The organism is Thalassobaculum salexigens DSM 19539, from assembly GCF_000423805.1.
Taxonomy (GTDB): Bacteria; Pseudomonadota; Alphaproteobacteria; order Thalassobaculales; family Thalassobaculaceae; genus Thalassobaculum; species Thalassobaculum litoreum.
Genome location: NZ_KE384094.1, coordinates 61,840 through 84,821, shown reverse-complemented (window position 1 = coordinate 84,821; position 22,982 = coordinate 61,840). Strand labels below are relative to the sequence as shown.

Genomic DNA, 22,982 nt, shown 5'->3' with positions numbered 1-22,982 from the left:
TTCTGTCGCGGATCTCGATATTGGTACGGTTCCGGACGATGTCAGATCTGCCCCAGGGTGCGGATCTTCGCCTTCGGATGAATTTCGTTCTGCGATATTATCACGGTCTGCGGCCTGAACCGCTCGATGATCGACCGGACATAGGGCCGGATCGCCGGCGAGGTCAGCAGCGCCGGCTGCTCGCCCATCGCGGTGTACTTGTCGAACTGGTGGCGGATCGTGGTGATGAACTGCTGCAGCCGGCTCGGCGCCATGGAGAGCTGGCGGTCGTCGCCCTGTCCGACCATGGATTCTGCGAAGGCCTGCTCCCATTCCGGCGACAGGGACACCAGCGGGATCACTCCGTCGTCGCCGGCCTGGGATTCGCTGATCTGGCGCGCCAGCCGCGAGCGCACGTGCTCGGTGATGGTGGAGACGTTGCGGCTGTAGCCGGCGGCCTCGCCGACCCCTTCCAGGATCGTCGGCAGGTCGCGGATCGACACCCGCTCGTTCAGCAGGCTCTGCAGGACCCGCTGCAGCCCGCCCAGCGAGATCTGCCCCGGGACGATGTCGGCGACCAGCTTCTGGTGCTCCGGCGCCAGCTCGTCCAGCAGCTTCTGTGTCTCGCCGTAGGACAGCAGCTCCGACATGTGGTCGCGGATCGTCTCCGTGAGATGGGTGGTGATCACCGTCGACGGATCGACCACCGTATAGCCCTTGAACAGGGCCTCCTCGCGGTTCTCCGGCGCCACCCACATGGCCGGCAGGCCGAAGGTCGGCTCCCGCGTCGCGGTTCCCGGCAGGTCGATCTGACCGCCGCCCGGATCCATCACCAGCAGCCGGTTCGGGCGCAGCTCGCCGGTGCCGACCTCGATCTCCTTGATCCGGATGACATAGGCGTTGGCGCCGAGCTGCAGGTTATCCTGGATGCGGACCTGCGGCATGATGAAGCCGCTCTCGATCGCGAGCTGCCGGCGCAGCGCCTTGATCTGGTCGGTCAAGCGCTGACCTTCCGTCGCCTCGTTGATCAGCGGCAGCAGTCCGTAACCCAGCTCCAGACGGATCAGGTCGATATGCAGGGCGGAACCGATCGGCTCCTCCGGCGGCGGCGCGGAGGCTTCGACCTCGGCTTCGTCCAGCACCCTCTGGGCGGCGTTCTCGGTCTTGCGCCACAGGTAGTAGGAGGCGGCGCCCGTCGCGGCCGCGATCATCAGGAAGGGCAGCATCGGGATGCCGGGCAGGGTCGACATGATCACCATCAGCCCGGAACTCATCGCCATGGCCTTGGGATAGCCGCCGAGCTGGCCGAACACCGCCTTGTCGGCCGACCCCACGGTGCCCGCCTTGGTGACCAGCATGCCGGCGGCGGTCGAGACGATCAGGGCCGGGATCTGGCTGACCAGTCCGTCGCCGACGGTCAGGACGGTGTAGGTGTTGGCCGCGTCGGCGAAGGACAGGTCGTTCTGCGCCATGCCGATGATCATGCCGCCGATCACGTTGATGAAGGTGATCAGCAGGCCGGCGATGGCATCGCCGCGCACGAACTTCGACGCACCGTCCATGGAGCCGTAGAAGCTGCTCTCCGAGGTCAGTTCCTCGCGCCGGCTCCGGGCCTCGTCCTCGTTGATCAGGCCGCTCGACAGGTCGGCGTCGATCGCCATCTGCTTGCCGGGCATGGCATCCAGGCTGAAGCGCGCCGAGACTTCGGCGATACGCCCGGAACCCTTGGTGATGACGATGAAGTTCACCAGCACCAGGATGGCGAACACGATCACGCCGATGACCGGATTGCCGGACATCATGAAGTTGCCGAACGCCTCGATGACCTGTCCGGCGGCGTCGGGGCCGGTATGGCCTTCGCCCAGGATCAGCCGGGTGGACGCCAGGTTCAGCGACAGCCGCAGCATGGTGGCGATCAGCAGGATCGTCGGGAAGGCGCTGAACTGCAGCGGCTTCTCGATGAACATCACCGTCATCAGGATCAGCACCGAGAACACCAGGCTGATCGCCAGGCTGAAATCCAGCAGCCAGGTCGGCATCGGCAGGATCAGCACCGACAGGATGGCGATGACGCCACCGGCCAGCAGGATGTCGCCGCGCTTGGACAGGCTCTCCAGGCTCAGGGATTGCATGGAGAAACCGCCGCCTCCGCCGCCCTGATTACCGCCGCCGCCCGCCTGGTTCGAGGTATCCGCCATGGCTCAGCCCATCATCCCGGTCGAGGGGACGGTTGATCAATGATCCCACGACCATTCCCCGGCACAAGGACCGGGAGTGCCGGACGGGAAAGGAGGAGGCGAGGAGGTTGCATCATCCGTGGCCTCAACCGGCCACCCGGTCGCCGTCGCCCGGCGACGGAACCTCGAAACCTTCGTCGGTGTACTGCTTGACCTTGTTGCGCAGCGTGCGGATCGAGATCCCCAGGATGTTCGCCGCGTGAGTCCGGTTGCCGAGGCAATGGGACAGCGTGTCGATGATCAGGTGCCGCTCCACATCGGCGACGGTACGCCCGACGAGGCCGCCGGTATCGGCTCCGGCGGCGGAGCCCGTGTCGCTCGGTGCCTGAGGCGCCGGTGCTGTGGGCGGCGGGGCCGCCGCTTCCGTGCGCGGCGCGCTGGAGAAGGCCGGCGTCGGCGAGGCGGGCGTCATGCCCTCGCCGGTCAGGATGATGGCGTCGAGGTCGATCGCGTCGCCATGGGCGAGCAGCACGGCACGGTGCATGGTGTTTTCCAGCTCGCGCACGTTGCCGCGCCAGGTATGGCTCTCCAGCCGGGCCAGGGCCCCCTCGGTCAGCGAGCGTTCGGGCGTGTCGTTGGCCTCGGCGTATTTCTTGACGAAATGGTTGGCGAGCGCGCGGATGTCGCCTGGCCGGTCGCGCAGGGCAGGAAGCTGCAGGTTGAACACGTTCAGCCGGAAATACAGATCCTCGCGGAAGTGCCCGTTCTGGACGTGGCGCTCCAGGTCGCGGTTCGAGGTGGCGATCAGGCGGATGTCCACCTTCACCGGCGTGCTGCCGCCGACCCGGTCGATCTCGCGTTCCTGGATCGCGCGCAGCAGCTTGGCCTGCAGGCGGATGTCCATCTCGCTGATTTCGTCGAGCAGCAGGGTGCCGCCATGGGCCTCTTCGAACTTGCCGATGCGCTTGGCGACGGCGCCGGTAAAGGCGCCCTTCTCGTGGCCGAACAGTTCCGACTCGAGGAGATTGTCCGGGATCGCCGCGCAGTTCACGGAGACGAACTTCTCGTTCGTGCGGCGCGACTTGGCGTGGACGTAGCGGGCCAGGACCTCCTTACCGGTGCCGGACTCGCCGGTGATCAGCACGCTGGCGTCGGACGGCGCGATCTGGTCGGCGAGTTTCAGCACGCCGGCCATGATCGGATCGCGGAAGATGACCGCGGTCTGCTCCTCCGCCACGGCGGCGAGAATGGCGGCGATCAGCTCCGCGTTCGGCGGCAGCGGCATGTATTCCTTGGCACCGGCGCGGATCGCGGCGACGGCGGCATCGGGATCGGACTGCACGCCGCAGGCGACGACAGGGCAGTTGATCCGCTCCTGCTTCATCTGCTTCAGCATCTTGGCGACGGGCTGGCGGATATCGACCATGGTCAGGTCGGCGCCCGGCCCCTCGCGCAGAATCTTCAGCCCGGCCTCGATGCCGTCCACATGGCTGACCTTCGCTCCGCGCTGGAGCGCGATTTGGCCGGCGGCGCTGATATGGCCTTCCAGGGTTCCGACGATCAACAGACGCATTTATCAGTCTCCGACGGGCTATTCGGTCAAGTGTAAGAGGTCAGCCGCTGCGAGGGCGGCAGGACCGTGTTGAGCATGGTTTCGAGCTGGCGCGGGTTTTCCTGACGGGCGATGGAGGTCGCGCAGACCATGTAGATCTGCTGGATCAGCCGCTCGTCGGCCGCGTTGCGGTCCACCTTCGCCGCCACCGGCGCGAAGATCATGTAGGCCATCACCGCGCCGTAGAAGGTCGTCAGCAGCGCCACCGCCATCGCCGGTCCGATGCTGTTCGGGTCGTTCAGGGTCGACAGCATCTGGATCAGGCCGACCAGGGTGCCGATCAGGCCCATGGCCGGGGCGACTTCGGCCGCCCGGCGCAGCACGTTGGCCGACCGGGTCATGCGCTCGGTGGTCGCCTCGATCTCGGTGTGCAGCACTTCCTCGATCTGGTCCGGGTTGGCGCCGTCCACCGCCATGGCGACGGCGCGCTGCAGGAACGGCTCGTTTTCGAGCTGCGGCAGGATCGCGTCGAGGGCGAGCACGCCGGCCCGCCGTCCGATCTCGGCCAGGCTCATCGCCCGCTCGCAGGCCCGGCGGCCGTCGCGCTGGGGCGGGAAGATGGTACGGAAGATCAGCGGAACGACGCCGAACGCCTCGCCGATGGAGAACGAGACCGTGGTCACCGCCATGGTGCCCAGCAGCACGATCAGGATGCTCGGCAGGTTCCAGAACGCCGCCAGCGAGCCGCTCCACATCATCGCCGCGGCGACCAGGACGAAGGCGGTGATCAGGCCGAGAAGCAGCGCGCCGTCAACCGTCGTGCCGGTCGACGGCACGTCATAGGACACCGTTCCCCCGCCGGCCTGCGGGGCAGCGCGGGAAGGCACGTAATCCGCATCCGCCATGCGTCGTTCTCCGTCATCCGGCACGGTGTGGCCCTCTCCGGTCCGTCACTGCCCGCGATCGGCCATCAGGCCGGCCGGTCGGACTTGATGATTTCCGTCATGGTCACGCCGAGCCGTTCGTCGACGATCACCACTTCACCGCGGGCGACGAGGCGGTTGTTCACGTAGATGTCGATGGCCTCGCCGACCTTGCGGTCGAGTTCGACCACGGCGCCGCGGCCGAGCTTCAGCAACTGGCTGACCTGCATGCTGGTCTTGCCGAGCACGGCGGAGACCTGAACCGGGATGTCGTAGACCGCCTCCAGTTCGCGCGCCGTGATCTGGCCCTTGCCGTCGTCGCCGAACACCTCTTCGGGTTCCTCGGCGTCCTGCTGGGCCATGGCCGCCGCCATGTCGTCGTCGTCCAGGTCGTCGAGATTGAGATCGTCGTCGGACATGGCGTCCTCCTATCAGGCGGGAATGGATTGCGGGTCGGCCGCGGATTGCTCCGCGCCCATCTCGTCGGATTCGGCCCCGGAGGCCTCCGCAGGCCTCTCGTCGACGCTCTCCTGCTCGGCGGCGCTCTCCTGCTCGTCGGCGCTGTCCGGCGCCGGCGTCGGGACGGAGATCTCGGCCGGGGCTTCCGTCTTCGACCGCGTCGGCGCGCCGGTGAGCACCCGCTCGGTGATCTGTTCGATCTGGCCCCAGACATCGTCCAGGGACCGTTCCACGGCGCCGGCCTGCCAGGAGACGCGGCAGTCGTCGATCGGCAGGTCCGGATCGCCCACCAGCACCACCTGGCCCTCGTAGCCGACGCGCGAGGCCATCAGTTCGACCTTGCCGGACAGCGGCTCCTCCAGTTCCTTGGCGACGCGGATCATCACCTTGGGCTGCTCGGTCAGGAAGCCGAACGCCTCGCGGATGACCGCCTCCACCTCCGGCAGTTCCCGCTCCCGGGCCAGCTCCGGCGCCAGACGGCCGATCACCGCCAGGCCGAGCCGGGCCGCATCGCTCTCCATCTGCTTGGTCCAGTCGCTATGCTGCTCGAACACCTTGGAGATGCGCGAGAATACCGCGTCGAGGGTGCGCGCGACCTGCTGCTCGATGCCGGCCATGGCATCGTCCATGCCTTGCTGACGGCCCTGGGCATAGGCTTCGGCCTTGGCGGTCTCGAGTTCCTCCACGGTGAAGGTCGGCGGCCTGTTCGCCTCCGCCTGCTCCGCCGCGTTCCGGGCGGCCTGCTCGGCGGCCAGACGCGCCTCGTCGGCTCCGTCGTCGAAGCTGTAGTCGAACATGAATGGCTTCGGCTTGGTCTTAGGCTTGGCCATGCACAGTCGCTCCCCATTCCGGCGGCATCCGCGCCACCGTCAACGCGCCCACCCTAACAGTCCCGTTGCGCTCCATGCGACCCGCCGCGGCGGCCGTCCCGGAGAACGCCCGGCGGTGCCGATCAGGTCTGGGCCCCTTCCTGGTACATCCAGTTCCGGATGATGGCCACGGCCTCTTCCGGGTGCTTGTCGACGATTTCGCCGATCTTGCGCAGGGACGAGGCACGCACGCGGCCCTCCACCTGATTGATGTCGATCATCTGGTCGAGCAGGCTTTCCTCGGCATCCTCCTCGCCCTCCAGCAGTTCGGCCATGTCGGCGGTGGCGCCGGGGCCGGCCAGCTGCGCCATCTCGCCGCCGCCCATCAGGCTGCCGGCGCCGCCGGCGCCGCCGGCCAAGGTCGTCGGCATGCTCTCGAACAGACGGGTGAGGACCGGCCGGACCACCAGCAGGATGACCAGCAGACCGACCACCGCCAGCACCAGCACCTCGGCGAGCTGCAGCAGCTCCTCCTTGGAGATGCCGAACAGCAGCGATCCGTCGTCCAGTTCGCCGGGATCGAGCTTCACGAACTCCATATTCACGACTTCGACCACGTCGTTGCGGTCGTCGTTGAAACCGATGGCCGACTTCACCAGCGTCTCGATCGCGTCGAGCTGCTCCTGGCTGCGCGGCTCATAGACCCGGTCGCCGTCGTCGTTGCGCGTATAGTTGCCATCGACCAGCACCGCGACCGACAGCCGCTGCACCTCGCCGCCTTCCTTCACCCGCTCGGTGACGGTGCGGGAGATCTCGTAGTTGGTGGTCTCCTCGGTGCGGTTCTGCTGGCGGTTCGAGGTGTTGGTGTTGCCGCCGTTGTTGACGTCGGCTTCCGGCAGATTGTTCTGGACCGTGACCGTGTCCTCGCCGGCGCGCTCGGACTCGTTGCTGGTCTCTTCGATCGCCTGGGTCGAGCGGGCGACCACTTCGTCCGGATTATAGCGCTCCCGGCTTTCGGTCAGCCGGTCGTAGTCGATCTCCGCCGTCACCTCGGCGCGGACGCGACCGAGGCCGACGGTCTGTTCGACCAGTTCCTCGATCTGCTGGCGCAGCCGGTTCTCGAAGGCGGTGCGCATCTCCTCGGCGTTCTGCAGCGCCAGGGCGGCGGAGCCTTCCTCGCCGAAGCCGCGGGCCAGAAGCTGGCCGCGGTCGTCCAGGATCGACACGCCCTCCGGCGTCAACTGGGGGACGGCGGCCGCGACCAGGTGCTGGATCGCCAGGATCTCTTCCTTGCCCGGTCGCAGCGTGCCGTTGGTCTGCAGCACCACCGACGCGCTCGGCTCCTGCTGCTGGCGCGAGAACAGCTCGCGGCGCGGCAGCACCAGGTGGACGCGGGCGGCGCGGACGTTGCGGATCGACGCGATGGTGCGGCCGAGCTCGCCTTCCAGGGCGCGGACCAGGTTGACGTTCTGGACGAAGCTGGTGGTGCCGAGGCCCTGGCTCTCGTCGAAGACCTCGTAGCCGACGCCACCGCCGCCGGGAATGCCCTGCTCGGCCAGGCTGACGCGCAGGTTCAGCATCTGATCGGACGGCACGAACACCTGGGTGCCGCCGGCCTTGAGCTGGTAGGGCACGCTCCGGCTCTCCAGCTCGCGCACGATGGCGCCGCTATCGGCCGGATCGAGGTCCGAATAGAGCAGCGACATGCTGCCGCTCGAAAGGCGCGAGACCAGGAAGATGAAAAACCCGACAACGGCGAGCGCCGTTCCGGCGAGTGCCGCCAGACGGACCGGCCCGAGGTTTCGAACGAGATCGGCAAACGGATTCATGATCGGTCACTTCCCCCAAAGCGGGCCCGAAGGCGGACCTCGAAACGGGCGCTGGCACGAACGGTGTCTCCGTCGGCCTGGCCGGCGTCTCCGACGTTGTGCGGCTGTGATGCTGCCGTTAATTTCTGTAAAATTTTATACAAAACCCTGGCACCATTGTCCATGGCTATGTGGGCAAAATTTTCCTACCCAAGCTATCATTGTTTTCTGTAAAAGTTAACAGGTAATTAGAGGCGATCGTTTGAGTGCCAACTGAACCAGTTGGCTCCAGTTAGCGGGGGAGTGTGCAATGGCGCGAGGCGCTAAGACGCCTGGATCACGGCAGCCGCCGCCGCGTTGGGCCGATCCGCGCAATCCACTGGCGCAGCAGCATGCGGCCCTGGTCCAGGCCGGAATCGCGGCCTATGAGGCGGGGGATATCGACGGCGCCCGGGCGCGCTTTCGCGCGGTGCTGGATCAGGATATCGAGCACCCGGACGCCCTGATGGGGATGGGGATCGTCGCCCGGGCGATGCGCCAGCACCAGACGGCGGCGGAACTGCTGCGCCGCTCGGTCGCCGTGAACCCAAAATCCTCGACGGCCTGGTCGAACCTGGGCAACGCGCTGCAGGATCTCGACCTGTGGGACGATGCGGTGCGCGCCAACGAGGAGGCGGTGAAGCTTGAACCCGGCCACCCCGGCATCCGCCAGAATCTCGGCAGCGTCCTCAACTCGATCGACCGGCCCTATCAGGCGTTGCCGCATTTCCGCGAGGCGCTGAAGCGCAGCGGTGGGCCGATCGACGCGGTGATCAACTATGCCACCGTGCTGTCCCGGGTCGGTGAGTACGGGGCGGCCGATCGCAATTTCAAGCGCGCGCTTAAAGAGGTTCCGGCCCATCCGGTGGCGAATTTCCACTACGGCATGAACCAGCTCTGGCAGGGCAACTGGTCGGAGGGCTGGCCGCTGCACGAGTGGCGCTTCCTGTCGGGCACCTATGCCGGCTCGCTGCGGCAGATCGCGGTGACCGCCCCGCTGCCCGACTCGCTTGCGGGCAAGCGCGTGTTCCTGTTCCGCGAGCAGGGCATCGGCGACGAGCTGCGCTTCGCCACAATGGTCCAGGATATCGCGGCGCGCGGCGGCGACATCACCCTGGAATGCTCGGCCAAGCTGATGCCGCTCTTCGCGCGCAGTTTTCCCGGCCTGACGCTCGTCGAGGCCCGCCATCTGGCGGTCGATCGCGGCGAGGAGGTGTTCGACGTCACCCTGCCGACCGGCAGTCTGGGCCAGTATGTCCGCCGCACGCGCACGGATTTCCCCCGGGACCGCACGCTGCTGAAGACCGATCCCCGGCGCGTCGCGGCCTTCGCCGACCGCCTGGCGGCGCTCGGTCCGGGACCGAAGGTCGGCCTGTCCTGGCGCAGCGGCCTGCGCGGCCGCCTGCGCTCCGACATGTATGCGGCGATCGAGGATCTGGCGCCGCTGTTCCGGCTGAAGGATATCGTGTTCGTCAACCTTCAGTACGACGACGCGCGTGAGGAGCTGGCCCAGGTGAAGGACAGGTTCGGCGTGACGGTCCATGCGGTCGAGGATCTCGACCTGTTCGATGATCTGGACGGGTCGGCCGCCCTGACCCGGGCGCTCGATTTCGTCGTCAGCGCCAATACCTCGGTGGCGACGATCGCCGGCGGTGTGTCGACGCCCGGCATCGAGTTCTTCGGCCGACCGATCCCGAAAGGTTATCCGATCGACGGCACCGATCCCTGGTTTCCGTCCATCCGGCCCATGGGAAAGCGTCCCAGCGAACCATGGAGCGGGCTGATGCGGGAGATCGCGAAGGTCGTGGGTGATTTGACCCGAAAACAATAAGAGAGAGATGATTCACGCACGCTGACGCGATCACAAGTGATCCCATCACCGTACGATCTTCTCTATAAACGGCGGCCTCACACCGCTCGGCGCCGCATCGGCGACGCGGAGCGGAGTGCGGTCAGCTCGACTTGCGGCGATACTGCTGAATGCGGGTCGCCCGCAGGCCGCGGACGCCATGGCGATCGATCAGGCGCTGCCAGGAGGCGAACTCCTCCTCGCTCAGATTCCACCGTTCACAGGCTTCCTCCACGGTGAGCATGCGGCCGCGAACGGCCGCCACCACTTCCGCCTTGCGTCGCATGACCCATCGCTGGGTGTCCCGCGGGGGAAGATCCTCCAGGCTGAGGAGGGTCCCGTCCGGCCCGACGACCTCTGTGGCCCGGTCATCCTGGGCAAGGTCCGAGTTGGCGGGTGCATAGTCAAATGTCGAATGTGCGGTCATGGTCCGGTACGTGTGTTGGTATCGGTGACCTGAAGATGCCATCGTCGGCTTAACAAAAGGCTAAGCTGAGGGACGGTTGGCGCAATTTATATGCCGTCACGCGAAAGCGCCGCCGCCGGCGGACCGGGGCGGGGACGAAACGACAAAAAAGCTGGTACGGGGCGGAGCTTTCCGGGAAACGGGCTTTCCGGGAAACTGGTTCATCGGGAAAAGGGCCCCGGCCCGAAGGCCGGGGCTAAGGAAAGCGGTATCGTTAGCGGGGGCTCCGATTACCGCTTAACGCGGATGATCTCGTCGAGCAGCTCGTCACCGGTCGTGATGACCCGGGTGGCGGCCGAGTAGGCGCGCTGGGTGATGATCAGGTCGGTGAATTCCGCGGAGATGTCGACCGTCGAGCGTTCCAGCGCCTCCGATTGGACGAAGCCCAATCCTTGTGTGCCGGGTCTGCCCAGGACGAGTTCGCCGGAGTCGTTGGACAGGGCGTAAGCGTTGCCGCTCTCCTGACGCAACTCGGTGGCGGCGGGGACCGATGCCAGGGCCAACTGGTACAGCGCACGCGATTCGCCGTTTCGGAACTGTCCGGTGACCAGGCCATCGTCATCGATATCGACCTGCAGCAGGTCCGACGGGCCGGAACCGTCCTGGTTCAGCAGAGTCGCTTCATAGATATCGTCGAACTGCCCGAGACCGGTGGAGCTGTCAAACGTGCCCCAGATGACCGTGGGCGTGGAGGCATTCGCACCAGTGGAGAACAGGTTGGCCGGGATCGTCAACGTCGTGGAAGCGGTCGCGCCCGATGCGCCCGCAGTGCCGTCGACACTCTCCAGCGTACCGTCGCCGTTGAACAGCACGGTCTGGGCAGCAGCGACCTGGTTGGTGTTGCCGTTGGAGTTCGTGAGGTCGACCGTATAGGTCCAGGTGTTGGCCACTGCCGACTTGGTCCAGTTGACGGTCAGCAGGTGGTCGGTGCCCAGCGAGTCGAAGATCGTCAGGTTGGTCGTCGCCGTGGTGCCGGTGGCCGAGGCGGCCGGCAGGTTGGCAGCAATGTTCATCCGCGTGGTCGGATTGGCGATCGCGCTGAAGCCCGTCAGGTTCACGGTCTCCAGGCTGGTGAGCAGGTCCTGGGTGGTGGCATTGACGATGTTGCCGGAGGTGTCGGTGCGCCAGCCCTGCAGATAATAGCCTGCGGTGTTCACCAGATTGCCGTCCTCGTCCTGGTTGAAGGACCCGGCGCGGGTGAACAGGAACTCGCCGTCGGAGCCGTCGTTCTGGTTGACGACGAAGAAGCCTTCGCCGATCAGCGCCAGGTCGGTGTCCGACGTGGTGCCCTGGATCTGGCCCTGCTTTTCGGGGTCGGTGAAGGGACGGGCGATGACGCCGCCCGGCGCGAACTGGGTGTCGCTGGCCGACTCGGTCACCAGGGTCTGGAAGCGGACCCGGGTCTCCTTGTAGCCGACCGTGTTCACGTTCGCGATGTTGTCTGAAATGGCCGCGAAGGCAGTGGACTGGGCGCTGATGGCCGCCACGCCAGCGAACAAGCCGCCGTAAATACCGCTCATTTTTCTTATCCTCCATGGGATGCGCGCGGTCTGGACCGCCGTCCGCATCGGGAAGCTTGATCTGGCGCCTTCTGGCTAGGGAGATCGGCCGCCTTCTGGGGCCGGATATTCAGGTCAGGCGTTGCCGGCCCCGCGGACCGCCATGACTTCGCCCAGTGAGTATTCGGCATCGCCGATCATCAGGGTCGGGCCGCTGTCGGAGGTTCCGGTTCCGGTGACCCGGCCGGTGATATCGACAGTCCCGTGAACCGTATCGCCTTCGGAATTCTCGGCAGCGATGGCGAAGTAATAGAGGCCGGGCTCGGTCGGATCGCCGTTCTGATCGGTGCCGTCCCAGGTGACCGTGTGTCGCTGGCTGCTCGTGCTGCCTTCGAACTCGCGGATCACCTTGCCCGCACTGTCGTAGATCTTGACGGCGAGTTCCTGGGTGTCCTTCGGCGGCGTGTAGCCGAAGGTGACCGGGTTCTCGCCATCGTAATGGGTGATGTCGCCTTCGACCTGCACGTCCTTGCCGATATAGGACAAGGCGGCAGCGTCGGCGCTCGAGTTCAGCAGTCCGATCAGGGACTCGAGATTGTCGTTCTGCTTGATCTGCTGTTCCACCGACGCGAAGTTGACCAGCTGGTTCACCATGTCCTTGTTGTCCATGGGATTCAGCGGATCCTGGTTCTGCAGCTGGGTGGTCAGCAGGGTCAGGAACTGATCGTACTGATCCGCCAGTCCGGTCATCGAGGTTGGTGCGGCCGAGCTGCTGCTGGTGCCGGTCGTGCTTGAGACGTCCATGTCCTTACCTCCTAGGCGACGAGATCGAGGCTGCCGTCGGCCTTGATGCCGCCGGACCCCTCATCGCCCTGTTGGTCTGCGGCGACCCCGTCGCCATCGATGCTCTGGGAGGCAAGCTCCCCGTCAGCCGGTCCATTGCCGCCGGCTCCGTCATCGGCGTCGTCGGCATGGTCACTGCCGCCGCGCAGATCGAATTCGAGGGACTCACCGTCGGTCTGCAGCCCGGCGTCCTGGAGGACCCGTTCCAGACCCTTGGCGTCCCTCTGGAGCAGTTCCAGGGTTTCCGGTCGGTCCACGGCAACCACCGCTCGGACCAGACCGTCCTTGGAGATCTCCATCTTGATGTCGACCTTGCCCAGTTCTTCCGGACTCAGTCGGATCGTCACCTTGCCGCCACCATCCTTGGCCGTGGCGGACATCTTCATGGCGACCTGGTCGGCCGGGGTGCCCAGATTGGCACCCGGCCGGCCATGAGCGGTTGCGGCCGCCCGGTCGGCCGGAGAGGCGGAGGTATGCGTGCTCTGGGGTCCGCCAACCCCGGCCATGGTCATGGGTGTCGATGAGGAGGAGGCGCCCGTCGGGCGTCCGGCCTCGCCGCCGGCAAGAGACACGGGCTGGGCCCGCGCGGTCCGGGTGGCGAGAATTTCCTGGAACTGGGCCCGCGAGGCGTCGCCACCGAAACCGCGCTGGCCGATCGTCGCGCCGAAGCTGATCCCGACCTGCTGCGGGTTGGGCTGACCGCCCTGACCCTGGTTCTGAGACTGGTTGTTGGCGCCGCCGTTCTGGCCGCCGGCATTGTTGCCGTTGGCGCCCTGGCCGTTCGCCGAGTTCGCCGCGGATCCGTCGGCGCCGACGAAGGTGGGCTGGTTGCCGCCCACGTGCAGCGTCCCGGCCCCGCCATTGGCGTTCGACGTCTGGACCTGACCGCCGGCCGCCGCCTGCTGAGCCTGGACGAGGACCGCGGACGACACGCCCTGCGACCGCGCCACCGGAACCGGCGTCTCCACCGTTACCTTCGCTCCCATCAGGGAGTCGGCACGGCCGGACGCGGTGTTGGGCTTCTGGGCGTCTCCGGCGGTCTGGGTGTCGCCGGTCTTCTGGGTGCCGGTCGAGCTGGCGGCCGGATCGATCCGGTCGCGCTGGCCCATCGCCTGGCGGGCCAGGGCGGCAACATCATCCGTCGGCGGTGCCACCGGAGCCTGCGTCGACTGCGCGGCCGGTTGGGCCGCGGCGGACTGAGGAGGGGCGGACTGAGGAGGGGCGGATGCCGGCTGCGCCGCTGCTGCGGCGACCGCTGCCGGGTCTTGCGGTTTTCCTGGCTCTGCCGGCGTGGCGGGCTCTGCAGCCTTCGCGGCGGCCTCTGCCGGCTGTTCGGTCGTTTCAGCGACAACATCGACTTCGGCGTCGCCTGGCGTGCCCGGTGCGACGGCCTGATCCGTGCCTGCGGTCCGGACCGGGGCCGGCGGGGGCATGTCGACGACTGCCGGTGCTCCGACCGGTTCGGCGGCGGCGGTGGTCTTTTCCGTCGGCGCGTCCTTCTCGGTCTCGGCCTCGGTCTGGGTGGCCTCGTCCTTACGCGTCGCCTTTTCCTTGCGATCCGCGCGGGGCTCACGCTCCGTCCGGTCGGCCTGCGACGGGCGCGTCGGCTCGTTGCGCTCCCGCGCCTGGTTCTCGCTTCGGTTCTCGTCAATCTTCGCCATCATCTGCATCACGCCCTGGAAGGCGTCGCCGGTCGACGACTTGGATTTGCGGCTGTCCGCCGCCAGGGACGATGCCCGTGGATCGATCGCGTTGAGGTCCATGATCCCACCTGCCTGATCATTGTCGCTAAGGGCTTTGCAAGGGCCGGGCCAGTTTCGATCGGGCCTCTCGGTGGAGAAAATCCGCGGATTTCGAGGATTTTCCGCCCGAGCGCCCGGAGGCGGCGATCCGGCGCGCTCGGTGGGTGGCAGAACTTGCCGGGTCAGGGGGCGAGGGACGGCAAGCCTTGCCGCCCTGACCTGAAACTGTGCGGGGAGGGGCCGTGGTTTCGGCCGACCGGATGCCGGCAGGTCCCGATATTCCGTCCCGGCACGATGCATGCAGGGTGCCGTTCGCGAATTCGGCGGTCTGTCATTATATAAAATACATCTTTTTTTTATCTAAAATGCTTGACGATAGGGTTGGGGATGTGATTTAAGGGTTCACGAGACGGAGTGATCCGTTTTCGGTCCGGCAAAAAGCCGGTCAATCCATCCTTAGAACGAGGACAGAACCATGGCTGTGCAGAACTCTATCAATACGAACCCGGCCTCCTTCGTGGCCCTGCGTAACCTCAACTCCGTCAACCGGACCCTCGACACCATCCAGAACCGTGTGTCGACCGGCTTGAAGGTCACTGGTGCTCTTGACGATGCGTCGAACTTCGCCATCGCCCAGGGCATCCGCGGTGAGCTCAAGGCAATCGGAGCGGTCACCCAGGGTCTGAACAACGCGAAGGGCATCGGAAAGGTGGCTATCGCCGGCACAACCGGCATTTCAGATCTGCTGCAGACAGTGCGTCAGAAGCTGACCGAGCTCTCGAACGAAGGTATCACCACTCAGCAGCGTGATATCCTGACCACGGACTTCAACCAGCTTCTGTCTCAGGCGGCGAACTTCATCGACAACGCGGTGTTCAACGGCGTCAACCTGCTGGACACCACGAACGCCTCGCCGGATGTGAACACACTGTCGAACCTGACGGGCGGCACGCTGACCCTGACGGGACAGGATCTGCGGACCACGACCCTGTCTCTGGCGGCTGGCGATGTCAGCTCGGCGACCAACGCACAGGGCGTCATCGCCAACGAGTACGCCAACCTGGAGTCGGTCGTGAATGCGGCCCTGGGTTCGCTGGGTGCGGAGGTTCGGGCTCTTGAGCTGCAGACCTCCTTCCTGGAGCAGATCTCGGACGCGACCGAGGAAGGCCTGGGCAACATCGTCGATGCCGATCTGGCACGCGAGTCGGCCCGACTGACCTCCAAGCAGGTGCAGCAGCAGCTGTCGATCCAGACGCTCGGCATTGCCAACCAGCGTCCGCAGACCCTGCTGGGGCTGTTCGGGTAAGCCACCCGAAGCGCGAAAGCGACAACATCACGTGGGGTGGAGCCGCCGGCTCCACCCCCACCCCGAAAAAAAATCGAGGAGAGCGTAGCGACGTCATAGTTCGAGAATTTCAAAAGAATCCATTCTCTTAGCTGTTTTTCAGCCCAACGCGATGTGGCCTCGGCCCCTGCGGCGTCGTCGTCGACCGAAGAATCCGGTTGACTGGATGATGCGCGCGGGGCAAACGTGTTGGTGCTCTGGGGTCCGTTGACCCCCTTTTCGGACAAAATGTCCGTGTCCTTAGAACGAGGAGGCCACAATGGCTGTTCAGAACTCCATTAATACCAATCCGTCCATCTTCGCCGCTCTCCGGACCCTGAACTCGGTCAACCGGAACCTCGACACCACGCAGAATCGCGTGTCGACGGGCCTGAAGGTTGCCGGTGCTCTCGATGACGCGTCCAACTTCTCCATCGCCCAGGGTATCCGCGGCGAGCTGAAGGGGCTGTCCGCCGTCACCCAGGGTCTGAATAACGCCAAGGGTATCGGCCAGGTGGCCGTCGCCGGTGCGACCGGTGTTTCCAACCTGCTGACCGACATCCGCTCGAAGCTGACCGAGCTGTCCAACGAGGGCATCACCACCGCTCAGCGTGAAATCCTGACGAGCGACTTCAACCAGTTGCTCTCTCAGGCCGCCAACTTCATCGACAACTCGGTGTTCAACGGCGTCAACCTGCTGGATACCGGTGGTAGTTCGGTTGACATCAACACCCTGTCGAACCTGGAAGGCGGTACGCTCACGCTGTCGGCTCAGGATCTTCGGACCACGACGCTGTCCCTGGCTGCCGGTGACGTTACCTCGGCGACGAACGCGCAGGGCGTGCTTGCCAACGAGTTCTCCAACCTGGAATCGGTGGTCAACTCCGCGCTGGGCTCGCTGGGTGCCGAGGTTCGCGCTCTGAATCTGCAGACCACCTTCCTGGAGCAGATCTCTGACGCGACCGAAGAAGGTCTGGGCAACATCGTCGACGCCGATCTGGCGCGCGAGTCCGCGGCTCTGACGTCGCTGCAGGTTCAGCAGCAGCTGTCGATCCAGACGCTGGGCATCGCCAACCAGCGGCCGCAGTCCCTGCTGGGTCTGTTCCGTTAATCGGATCGCCGATACAAAAGTCAGGGCCGGACGAAAGTCCGGCCCTTTTTTTATGTCCGATCCGAAAGTACCCGCTCCACCGTCCGCGCCACCTCGCTCATGGCCTCCGGCCACGGCATGTCCGGCGGTCGGAAGACCCGCTCTATTCTGGGGAACCAGGGCTGGCGGCCCTGGCCCAGGGCGACCCATCCAGGGTGCAGGGAGAAGCCGACCGCCGGCACGCCGAGGGCTCCGGCGAGCGCCAGCACGGCTGTATCGGCGCTGACCACCAGATCCAGGGCCGCCATCAAGGCGGCAACCCCTTCCTGGTCGTCGTGCCGGTCGAGATCGGGCGGCAGGACGATCTCCGTGCCGGTGCCGAGCGCCAGCCCTTCAAGGTCAGAGCGACAGTCATCATATTGAAGAACAACAAAGAACCGGTTCGTGAGGCTCAGAAGAGCCGCACAGTCGCCGAGGGTCGGATAGTGACGGCGACGATGGCCGGCCCGGCTGCCCGACCGCCAGCAGAGGCCGATCGCGGGCCGCCGGCGGGTCTCCCGATCCAACCAGCCGTGCCATTCCGCCACCCGGTTCGGGTCCGGCGCCAGGCCGGGTTTCGCCGCCGCGAAGCTTGCGATGTCGGGGCGCAGCAGCTCCATGAGATCGCCGGCCAGACACCAATGGGTGAAAGGCCCGTCGGCCGGGTTGGGGCGCAGACGCCGCCGCCAGGCGAGGCGGGGCAGGGCCCGGGCGCCGAGCGGGATCAGCCGTTCGTCCGCCTCGACCGTCACCGCCGCGAGACGTCCCTGTGCCAGCTGTCGGTCGAGGTCGCTCCACAGCGTTGAGAACAGAAGCTCGTCGCCCAGTCCCTGTTCGGTGAGGACCAGCAGACGGACCCCGGCCTCGCCGGACCAGCGTGGCAGATCGGGACCGGGTATCCCCCGCCGGGCCGGTCTGTTCCGGAAGATCGGCCAGCCTCCGGCAAGATCTCCCGTGGCCAGCCGGTATGCCGCCAGATTCGCCAGTACCTCCGGATCGGTCGGGGCCGTCACACGGGCCCGGCTCCCGCATGTCACGGCGGCCTCATACCGCGCCAGCCGGTAGAGCGTTTCGGCCCTGTTGCCCCAGGCCGCCGTATGCGCCGGGTCCAGCAGGGCCGCGCGGTGTGTGTCGGCGAGGGCCGGGGACACGGCATCCAGTTCGATCGCCGATGCGGCTCGATCGGCGAGGGCGCGCGGGTCGGCCGGCAGAACCACGAGCGCCCGGTCGGCCAGCATGAGAGCCGTTTCCGGTCTCAGTATGCGTCGCTCCACCTCGGCAAGGTCCAGCCCAATCCACGGGTCCGCCGGCGCAAGACAGAGCGCGCGTCGAAAATCGGTCGCGGCAAAGGCAGGGGTCCGACGGGCTCTTGCAAGACCCGCCCGGCGCCAGACCGTGGCGTCGCCGGGGGCGAGGGCAAGCAGCCAACGCAGGGCCCGATCCTCGCCGGATCGGTGGCGCACCAGGACATCGAGGGCTTCCTGGCCACCCGGCTGCAGAAGGACCGCCCGGCGTGCCGTCTGTGTCGCAGACTGGCCGAGCCGGTCGAGACAGACGGAGAGGTGCATCCAGGCGTTGCCGTTGGTCGGCGCTGCCCGAACGGCCGCCTGCAGGTCGAGGCGGGCATCGGCAATCCGCCCGCTCTGGAGCAGCGCGAAGCCGCGCAGGTGCCGGGCCGTCGGATGATCGGGCGCCAGATCCAGGACCGCGCCGTAGACCGCGATCGCCTTGTTCAGGTCCCCCAACCGGTGGGCATGCAGACCGGCGCTCAAGGCGGTGGTAACGGCGACGGTCATCCTAGTGGAAAGCGAATCGGAGTCGGCCGCCGGCGCCCGCCGACCGCACGGCGCCGGGCAGGGCATCATTCGGCCACGTGCGAAAATCCGCATGGAGGCTGTGATGCCGAGCGCGTTTCATTGGTCGATTCCCAGCTTAGCTTGACAGTCGGAAAATGAATGCGACATTTAAGGCATGCCACTAAAGGTCAACATCAAGCCTGGGGAAAAGTTCGTCGTCAACGGCGCCGTCATGGTCGCCGGCAACAAGGGCGCGTCCCTGGTGTTGCAGAATGAGGCGACGATCCTGCTGGGCAAGGACATCATGCAGGAGCATGAGGCCGATACCCCGGCCAAGCGGATCTATTTCACGCTTCTGCTGATGTATCTGGATGAGACTGGCCGTCAGGACTACTACCCGACCTTCATGAGATTGATCGAGGATTTCATGGAGGCGACGACGTTCAACGAGGTGCGCAAGACGCTGCTGCACATCGTTCAGGACGCCAATGCCGCCCGCTACTATCGCGCGTTAAAGACTTGTAAAGCATTGATCAGCTATGAAGATCAGGTGCTGGCATTTGGCCGTGGAGAAACGACCGAACGCCCGAGCATCGCTCTGGAAACGCCTTAGTGGACGGTGAAGTCCGAATGTCCAGCTACGACGCCTACAACAGAGCCATCAAGAATACCGCGTCTCCGCGAGACGTAGAGTATCGGCTTCTCGGGCAGGTTACCTCTGCCCTCATGAAAGCCCAGCAGCGGATGTCCGACGCGCGCACCAAGCCCACGGCGATGGCCGAGGTCATGGATGCGCTGAACTGGAACAATCAGGTCTGGGACACGTTCGTTCAGGATGTCGGCACCGAAGGCAATATGTTGCCGCGCGAATTGCGGGCAGCGATCGTCAGCCTCGGAATATGGGTGTCGCGCGAGACCGGCCTGGTGACGTCGGGTGAGGGCGACATCGAAGCGCTCATTTCGGTGAACAAGGCGATCATGCGGGGTCTAAACCCCGGTCGCGCCGAACAGGACGACAAGGCCGAGAAACCGGCGACGGATCCGGGCATTTCGGCGTCCCTCGACTCATTCTGATCGGCACCGGTCCATGACCGGGCAGTCGCTCACGACCGAACGCAAGACAACCCTCACAACTTTGTTCAATCAGTCGATTCATCGGCATACCGGGGGCCATGTGCTCGCCGCCGCGCAGGCCTATGAGCGGGTTCTCAGAGATCTGCCGACCCATGCCGATGTATTGGATCTCTACGGCACGGCGCTGTTTCAGCGAGGTGCCGCGGCGACCGGCCGCGCTCATGTGACGGCGTCGCTCAAGCGGCGGCCGGTTTGCGGAGCTGCCTGGAACCATCTGGGCGCTCTCGACCGCGGTCTGCGGGACGACGGCCCGGCGCAGCGTGCGTTCCAACGTTCGGCCGTCTTCGGCGACCGGGACGAGACCGACCGGGGCTTGCGGCTGAACCGCCGCGCGGCGACGATGCTTGCCACGTTGACGTCGACGGCGGCCGACGCCTGATGCGGCCGCTCGACCCGATCGCGCAACAGGCCCTGCGCCGAGGCCTTGCCGACCGCGCGGCCCAGCGCTCTGCGGCGGCCCAGGACTGGTTCCGGGCGGCGATCTGCGCCGCTCCGGGGGATCCCCGGCTCGTCACCCTGGTGATCGGCGGCGATGCCCGCACCCAGATCCGGTTGTGCGGCCGGGCCCTGTGCCTCGATCCGCTGCAGCCGCAGATTCTGGAACTGGCGGGACAGGCCAGGGCGGAACTCGGCGATGGACCGGGATCGGAGAAACTCCTTCGCCGGGCCTTGGTGGTCGACCCGCAGGGAACACGGCGCGCGGCCTTCGCCATGGCCGACACGCTGACCCGGGCGGGCCGGAGTGCGGCGGCCGTACCCTTCGCGTGGTGGGCGGCGGTTTCGGAGCCGAACCAGCCGACGACGCTGGTGCGTCTGGCTATGGTGGCCGGGCAGGCGGAACGGTGGGCGCTGGCGGCGACCGCGGCGCTGAAGGCCTGCAGGCTGTTGCCGCTGCTGCCCGAACTGGCGGTGACGGCCGTCGTCGCCGCCCGCGAGGCGGATCGCGGCCAGGAAGCCTGGGCCTGGGCCAGACGGGCCGTCGCGGCCGCCCCGCAGAACGCCGACGGGGCAAGGCTCCTGAGTGAATCGGCCAACCGGCCCGCCGGCTTGGCCTCGCGTCGCCGATGGGCGAGGCGGGCCACGATGATCCAGCCGCTTTCCGCCGCGGCCTGGGAGCAGCGGGCCTTGGCCGAGCGGGCCGAGGGCGATTTCTCCGCGAGCCAGTCCGCCGCCCGGCGCGGTCTGCTGGTCACGCCCGACGATCGGGGCGGTGCCTGGTCGATGGCCCAGGCGGCGATCAGCCGAGCGCAGTACGATCTCGCCGGCCGGGTCGCCCGGACCGGCTGGACGGCGCATCCGCAGGACAGCGAACTCGCTTATCTGTGGGGCCAGGTGGAGAAGGCGGTCGGCGATCTCGGACGCGGCTGGGATCTGGAGGCGGCGCGGACGACCGGGCCGCGGTTCCACCGGACCGTAGGTCTGCCGCCGCGGGTGGACGGTCCGGATCTGCCCGCAGAAGGCATGCTGGTCGCGGCGGAGCAGGGGATCGGCGACGAACTGCTGTTCATGTCGTGTCTGCCGGATCTGCTGGCGGACTGTCCGGCCCCGGTGGTGGAAGCGGATCCGCGGTTCCATCCGCTGTTCCGCCGCTCATTCCCCGACCTCAGGCTGATCGACCGCCAGGTCCGGGCCGAGGGAAAGGGTGCGATCTACGACTATACCGGTGTCGTTCCGGCCCTCGGCCTTACCTCGCACATCCATGCCGGCGACCTGCCGGCGCGCTATCGCCGCGACCGCGCCCGTCCGTCGACACAGGGCGGCTATCTCACGGCCGATCCGGCGAAGGTGGCGGCATGGCGCGCGAGAGTGGCCGGCCTCGGGGGAGAAGGACCGCTGATCGGCCTGTGTTGGCGCAGCATGATGGGCGGCGGACTGCGGTCCGCCTATTATGCCGAGCTGCCGGAGATGTTGCCGATCCTGCGGGTTCCTGGCTATCGCTTCGTCTGTCTCCAATATGACGAGTGCCGGGACGAGCTCGATTCCCTGCGCCGAGAGCACGGGATCGAGCTGTGGCGGCCGGAGGATCTGGACCAGCTCGAGGATCTCGACGGCGTGGCCGCGCTGATCTCCGCATTGGACGGCGTGGTGTCGACGGCGACCAGCGTGTGCGTGCTCGCCGCCGCCCTTGGATGCCCGACGATCCGGTTGGCCTCCTCGTTCTACAGCATCCTCGACGACCGCGATTTCTTCTTCGCCAACGTCACGCCGACCCTGCGGCGGGATGAGGCGATGGACATCTCGCTCGCGGTCGAGCGTACCGCCGGACTGCTCCGGACCCGCGCCCAACCCCGGAATTGACGCTTCTTACCGGGACGTTTTTTCCCGATCAGCCGGTGAGTTTCTGCCGCCATACCCGATTTCATCGGGCATGCAGAATCTGCCCTTTTTCCTAACTATATAAAATTAAAGAAAAATTCTGTTCCAAGCCGTTTTGGCCCGCCCCTTGCGGGGGTGGGAACGGACGGACCCAACCCGGCAAATGCCGGCGATCGTGGCGGGGAGCCAGAGATCAGGGGTCAGCAGAAAGTTGACGAAGGAACAGAACGATGGCTAGCAACTCGATCCTGACTAACCCGGAAGCCCTGGTCGCTCTTCGTAATCTGGAGCGGACCAACAATCTCCTCGCCACCACGCAGAATCGCGTCTCCACCGGCCTCAAGGTCACCGGAGCGATCGATGATGCCTCCAACTTCGCGATTGCCCAGGGCATCCGCGGCGACATCAAGGCGCTCGGCGCGATCAGCCAGGGCCTGAACAACTCCAAGGGCATCGCCAACGTCGCGATCGCCGGCGCCACCAGCATCTCGGACCTGCTCCAGACGGTGCGCCAGAAGCTGACGGAACTGTCGAACGAAGGCATCACCACGACCCAGCGGCAGATCCTGACCAACGATTTCACCGAACTGCTCTCGCAGGCGGCCAACTTCATCGACAACGCGGTGTTCAACGGCGTCAACCTGCTGGATACGGCCGGTGCCGCGCCGACCATCAACACCCTGTCGAACCTGGCGGGCGGTACGCTGACCCTGACCAACGCGGACCTGCGAACTCAGGTGCTGTCGCTGGCGGCCGTCGGCCTCGGCACGGCGAACGCGGCTCAGGGTGTGATCGCCAATGCCTACTCCAACCTGGAGTCGGTGGTGAACGCGGCGCTCGGCTCGCTCGGTGCGGAAGCCCGCGCCCTGGATCTGCAGACCACGTTCCTCGACCAGATCACCGATGCGACGGAAGAAGGTCTCGGCAACATCGTCGATGCCGACATGGCGCGCGAGAGTGCCCGACTGACCGCCTTGCAGGTGCGCCAGCAGCTCGGCGTCCAGGTTCTCGGCATCGCGAACCAGGCACCGCAGATCCTGCTCGGCCTGTTCCAGTAATCGGTGCCGGCTCAACCGGCACCGCTTGACCGCGTCCCGCTGCCGGATCGGGCAGGGTGGGCGACGGTCTCGACGGAGGA

The 22,982-nt window shown here is 66.4% G+C and carries 19 protein-coding genes; 8 read left to right on the top strand and 11 right to left on the bottom strand.

The annotated features are described in order from the left end of the window. Positions 1-41 precede the first annotated feature (41 nt). The 6 genes from flhA to fliF form a co-directional block, all read right to left on the bottom strand. Complete coding sequence (gene flhA, locus G578_RS0115615; protein ID WP_028795032.1) at positions 42-2,177, bottom strand: flagellar biosynthesis protein FlhA; 2,136 nt, start codon at positions 2,175-2,177, stop codon at positions 42-44. Between the two features lie 124 nt (positions 2,178-2,301). Next, positions 2,302-3,729, bottom strand: a complete 1,428-nt coding sequence (gene flbD, locus G578_RS0115610) for a sigma-54-dependent transcriptional regulator FlbD (protein WP_028795031.1) — start codon at positions 3,727-3,729, stop codon at positions 2,302-2,304. A 26-nt stretch (positions 3,730-3,755) separates the two neighbouring features. After that, positions 3,756-4,613 carry a motility protein A gene (locus G578_RS0115605; RefSeq protein WP_028795030.1) on the bottom strand — a complete coding sequence of 286 codons (858 nt, stop codon included), beginning with the start codon at positions 4,611-4,613 and terminating at the stop codon, positions 3,756-3,758. A 65-nt stretch (positions 4,614-4,678) separates the two neighbouring features. Continuing rightward, positions 4,679-5,050 carry a flagellar motor switch protein FliN gene (gene fliN, locus G578_RS0115600; protein ID WP_028795029.1) on the bottom strand — a complete coding sequence of 124 codons (372 nt, stop codon included), beginning with the start codon at positions 5,048-5,050 and terminating at the stop codon, positions 4,679-4,681. 12 nt (positions 5,051-5,062) lie between these two features. Further along, positions 5,063-5,920 carry a FliH/SctL family protein gene (locus tag G578_RS0115595; RefSeq protein WP_028795028.1) on the bottom strand — a complete coding sequence of 286 codons (858 nt, stop codon included), beginning with the start codon at positions 5,918-5,920 and terminating at the stop codon, positions 5,063-5,065. 122 nt (positions 5,921-6,042) lie between these two features. Then, on the bottom strand, positions 6,043-7,728 hold the full coding sequence (fliF, locus tag G578_RS0115590; protein WP_028795027.1) for a flagellar basal-body MS-ring/collar protein FliF: 1,686 nt from the start codon (positions 7,726-7,728) through the stop codon (positions 6,043-6,045). A 289-nt stretch (positions 7,729-8,017) separates the two neighbouring features. Between fliF and G578_RS0115585 the strand changes: the two genes are divergently transcribed. Then, the gene (locus G578_RS0115585; protein WP_028795026.1) at positions 8,018-9,577 is read left to right on the top strand and encodes a tetratricopeptide repeat protein; all 1,560 of its coding nucleotides are present in this window, start codon (positions 8,018-8,020) and stop codon (positions 9,575-9,577) included. Between the two features lie 121 nt (positions 9,578-9,698). On the opposite strand, the gene sciP is transcribed toward G578_RS0115585, so the two are convergent. The 4 genes from sciP to G578_RS0115565 all read right to left on the bottom strand — a co-directional run bounded on the left by sciP (position 9,699) and on the right by G578_RS0115565 (position 14,166). Further along, positions 9,699-10,022 carry a CtrA inhibitor SciP gene (gene sciP / locus G578_RS26615; protein ID WP_084618949.1) on the bottom strand — a complete coding sequence of 108 codons (324 nt, stop codon included), beginning with the start codon at positions 10,020-10,022 and terminating at the stop codon, positions 9,699-9,701. Between the two features lie 269 nt (positions 10,023-10,291). After that, positions 10,292-11,581 (bottom strand): flagellar hook protein FlgE, encoded by a 1,290-nt coding sequence (locus G578_RS0115575; RefSeq protein ID WP_028795025.1) that lies wholly within the window; start codon positions 11,579-11,581, stop codon positions 10,292-10,294. A 114-nt stretch (positions 11,582-11,695) separates the two neighbouring features. Next, on the bottom strand, positions 11,696-12,364 hold the full coding sequence (locus tag G578_RS26610; protein WP_051244908.1) for a flagellar hook assembly protein FlgD: 669 nt from the start codon (positions 12,362-12,364) through the stop codon (positions 11,696-11,698). An 11-nt stretch (positions 12,365-12,375) separates the two neighbouring features. Next, entirely contained in the window at positions 12,376-14,166 is a 1,791-nt protein-coding gene (locus tag G578_RS0115565) for a flagellar hook-length control protein FliK (RefSeq protein ID WP_028795024.1), read from the bottom strand. A gap of 454 nt (positions 14,167-14,620) precedes the next feature. On the opposite strand from G578_RS0115565, the gene G578_RS0115560 reads away from it, so the two are divergent. Beyond that, complete coding sequence (locus G578_RS0115560) at positions 14,621-15,451, top strand: flagellin (RefSeq protein WP_028795023.1); 831 nt, start codon at positions 14,621-14,623, stop codon at positions 15,449-15,451. Between the two features lie 298 nt (positions 15,452-15,749). Beyond that, the gene (locus G578_RS0115555) at positions 15,750-16,580 is read left to right on the top strand and encodes a flagellin (RefSeq protein WP_028795022.1); all 831 of its coding nucleotides are present in this window, start codon (positions 15,750-15,752) and stop codon (positions 16,578-16,580) included. A gap of 50 nt (positions 16,581-16,630) precedes the next feature. Here G578_RS0115555 and G578_RS0115550 read toward each other — a convergent pair whose 3' ends face one another. Further along, positions 16,631-18,394, bottom strand: coding sequence for a tetratricopeptide repeat protein (locus G578_RS0115550; RefSeq protein WP_038015126.1), 1,764 nt, complete (start codon positions 18,392-18,394; stop codon positions 16,631-16,633). 175 nt (positions 18,395-18,569) lie between these two features. Here G578_RS0115550 and G578_RS26605 point away from each other — a divergent pair, with 175 nt between their 5' ends. The 5 genes from G578_RS26605 (at position 18,570) to G578_RS0115525 (ending at position 22,902) form a co-directional block, all read left to right on the top strand. Beyond that, positions 18,570-19,007 carry a flagellar biosynthesis repressor FlbT gene (locus G578_RS26605; protein WP_051244907.1) on the top strand — a complete coding sequence of 146 codons (438 nt, stop codon included), beginning with the start codon at positions 18,570-18,572 and terminating at the stop codon, positions 19,005-19,007. A 17-nt stretch (positions 19,008-19,024) separates the two neighbouring features. Next, positions 19,025-19,468: a flagellar biosynthesis regulator FlaF gene (gene flaF, locus G578_RS0115540; RefSeq protein ID WP_038015221.1), complete on the top strand. Its 444-nt coding sequence runs from the start codon at positions 19,025-19,027 to the stop codon at positions 19,466-19,468. 13 nt (positions 19,469-19,481) lie between these two features. Next, entirely contained in the window at positions 19,482-19,907 is a 426-nt protein-coding gene (locus G578_RS28555) for a hypothetical protein (RefSeq protein ID WP_028795019.1), read from the top strand. Beyond that, positions 19,907-21,826 (top strand): hypothetical protein, encoded by a 1,920-nt coding sequence (locus G578_RS28550; RefSeq protein ID WP_028795018.1) that lies wholly within the window; start codon positions 19,907-19,909, stop codon positions 21,824-21,826. Before G578_RS28555 ends, G578_RS28550 begins: the two co-directional genes overlap by 1 nt. A gap of 248 nt (positions 21,827-22,074) precedes the next feature. Further along, positions 22,075-22,902 (top strand): flagellin, encoded by an 828-nt coding sequence (locus G578_RS0115525; RefSeq protein ID WP_028795017.1) that lies wholly within the window; start codon positions 22,075-22,077, stop codon positions 22,900-22,902. The last annotated feature ends 80 nt before the right edge of the window (positions 22,903-22,982 follow it).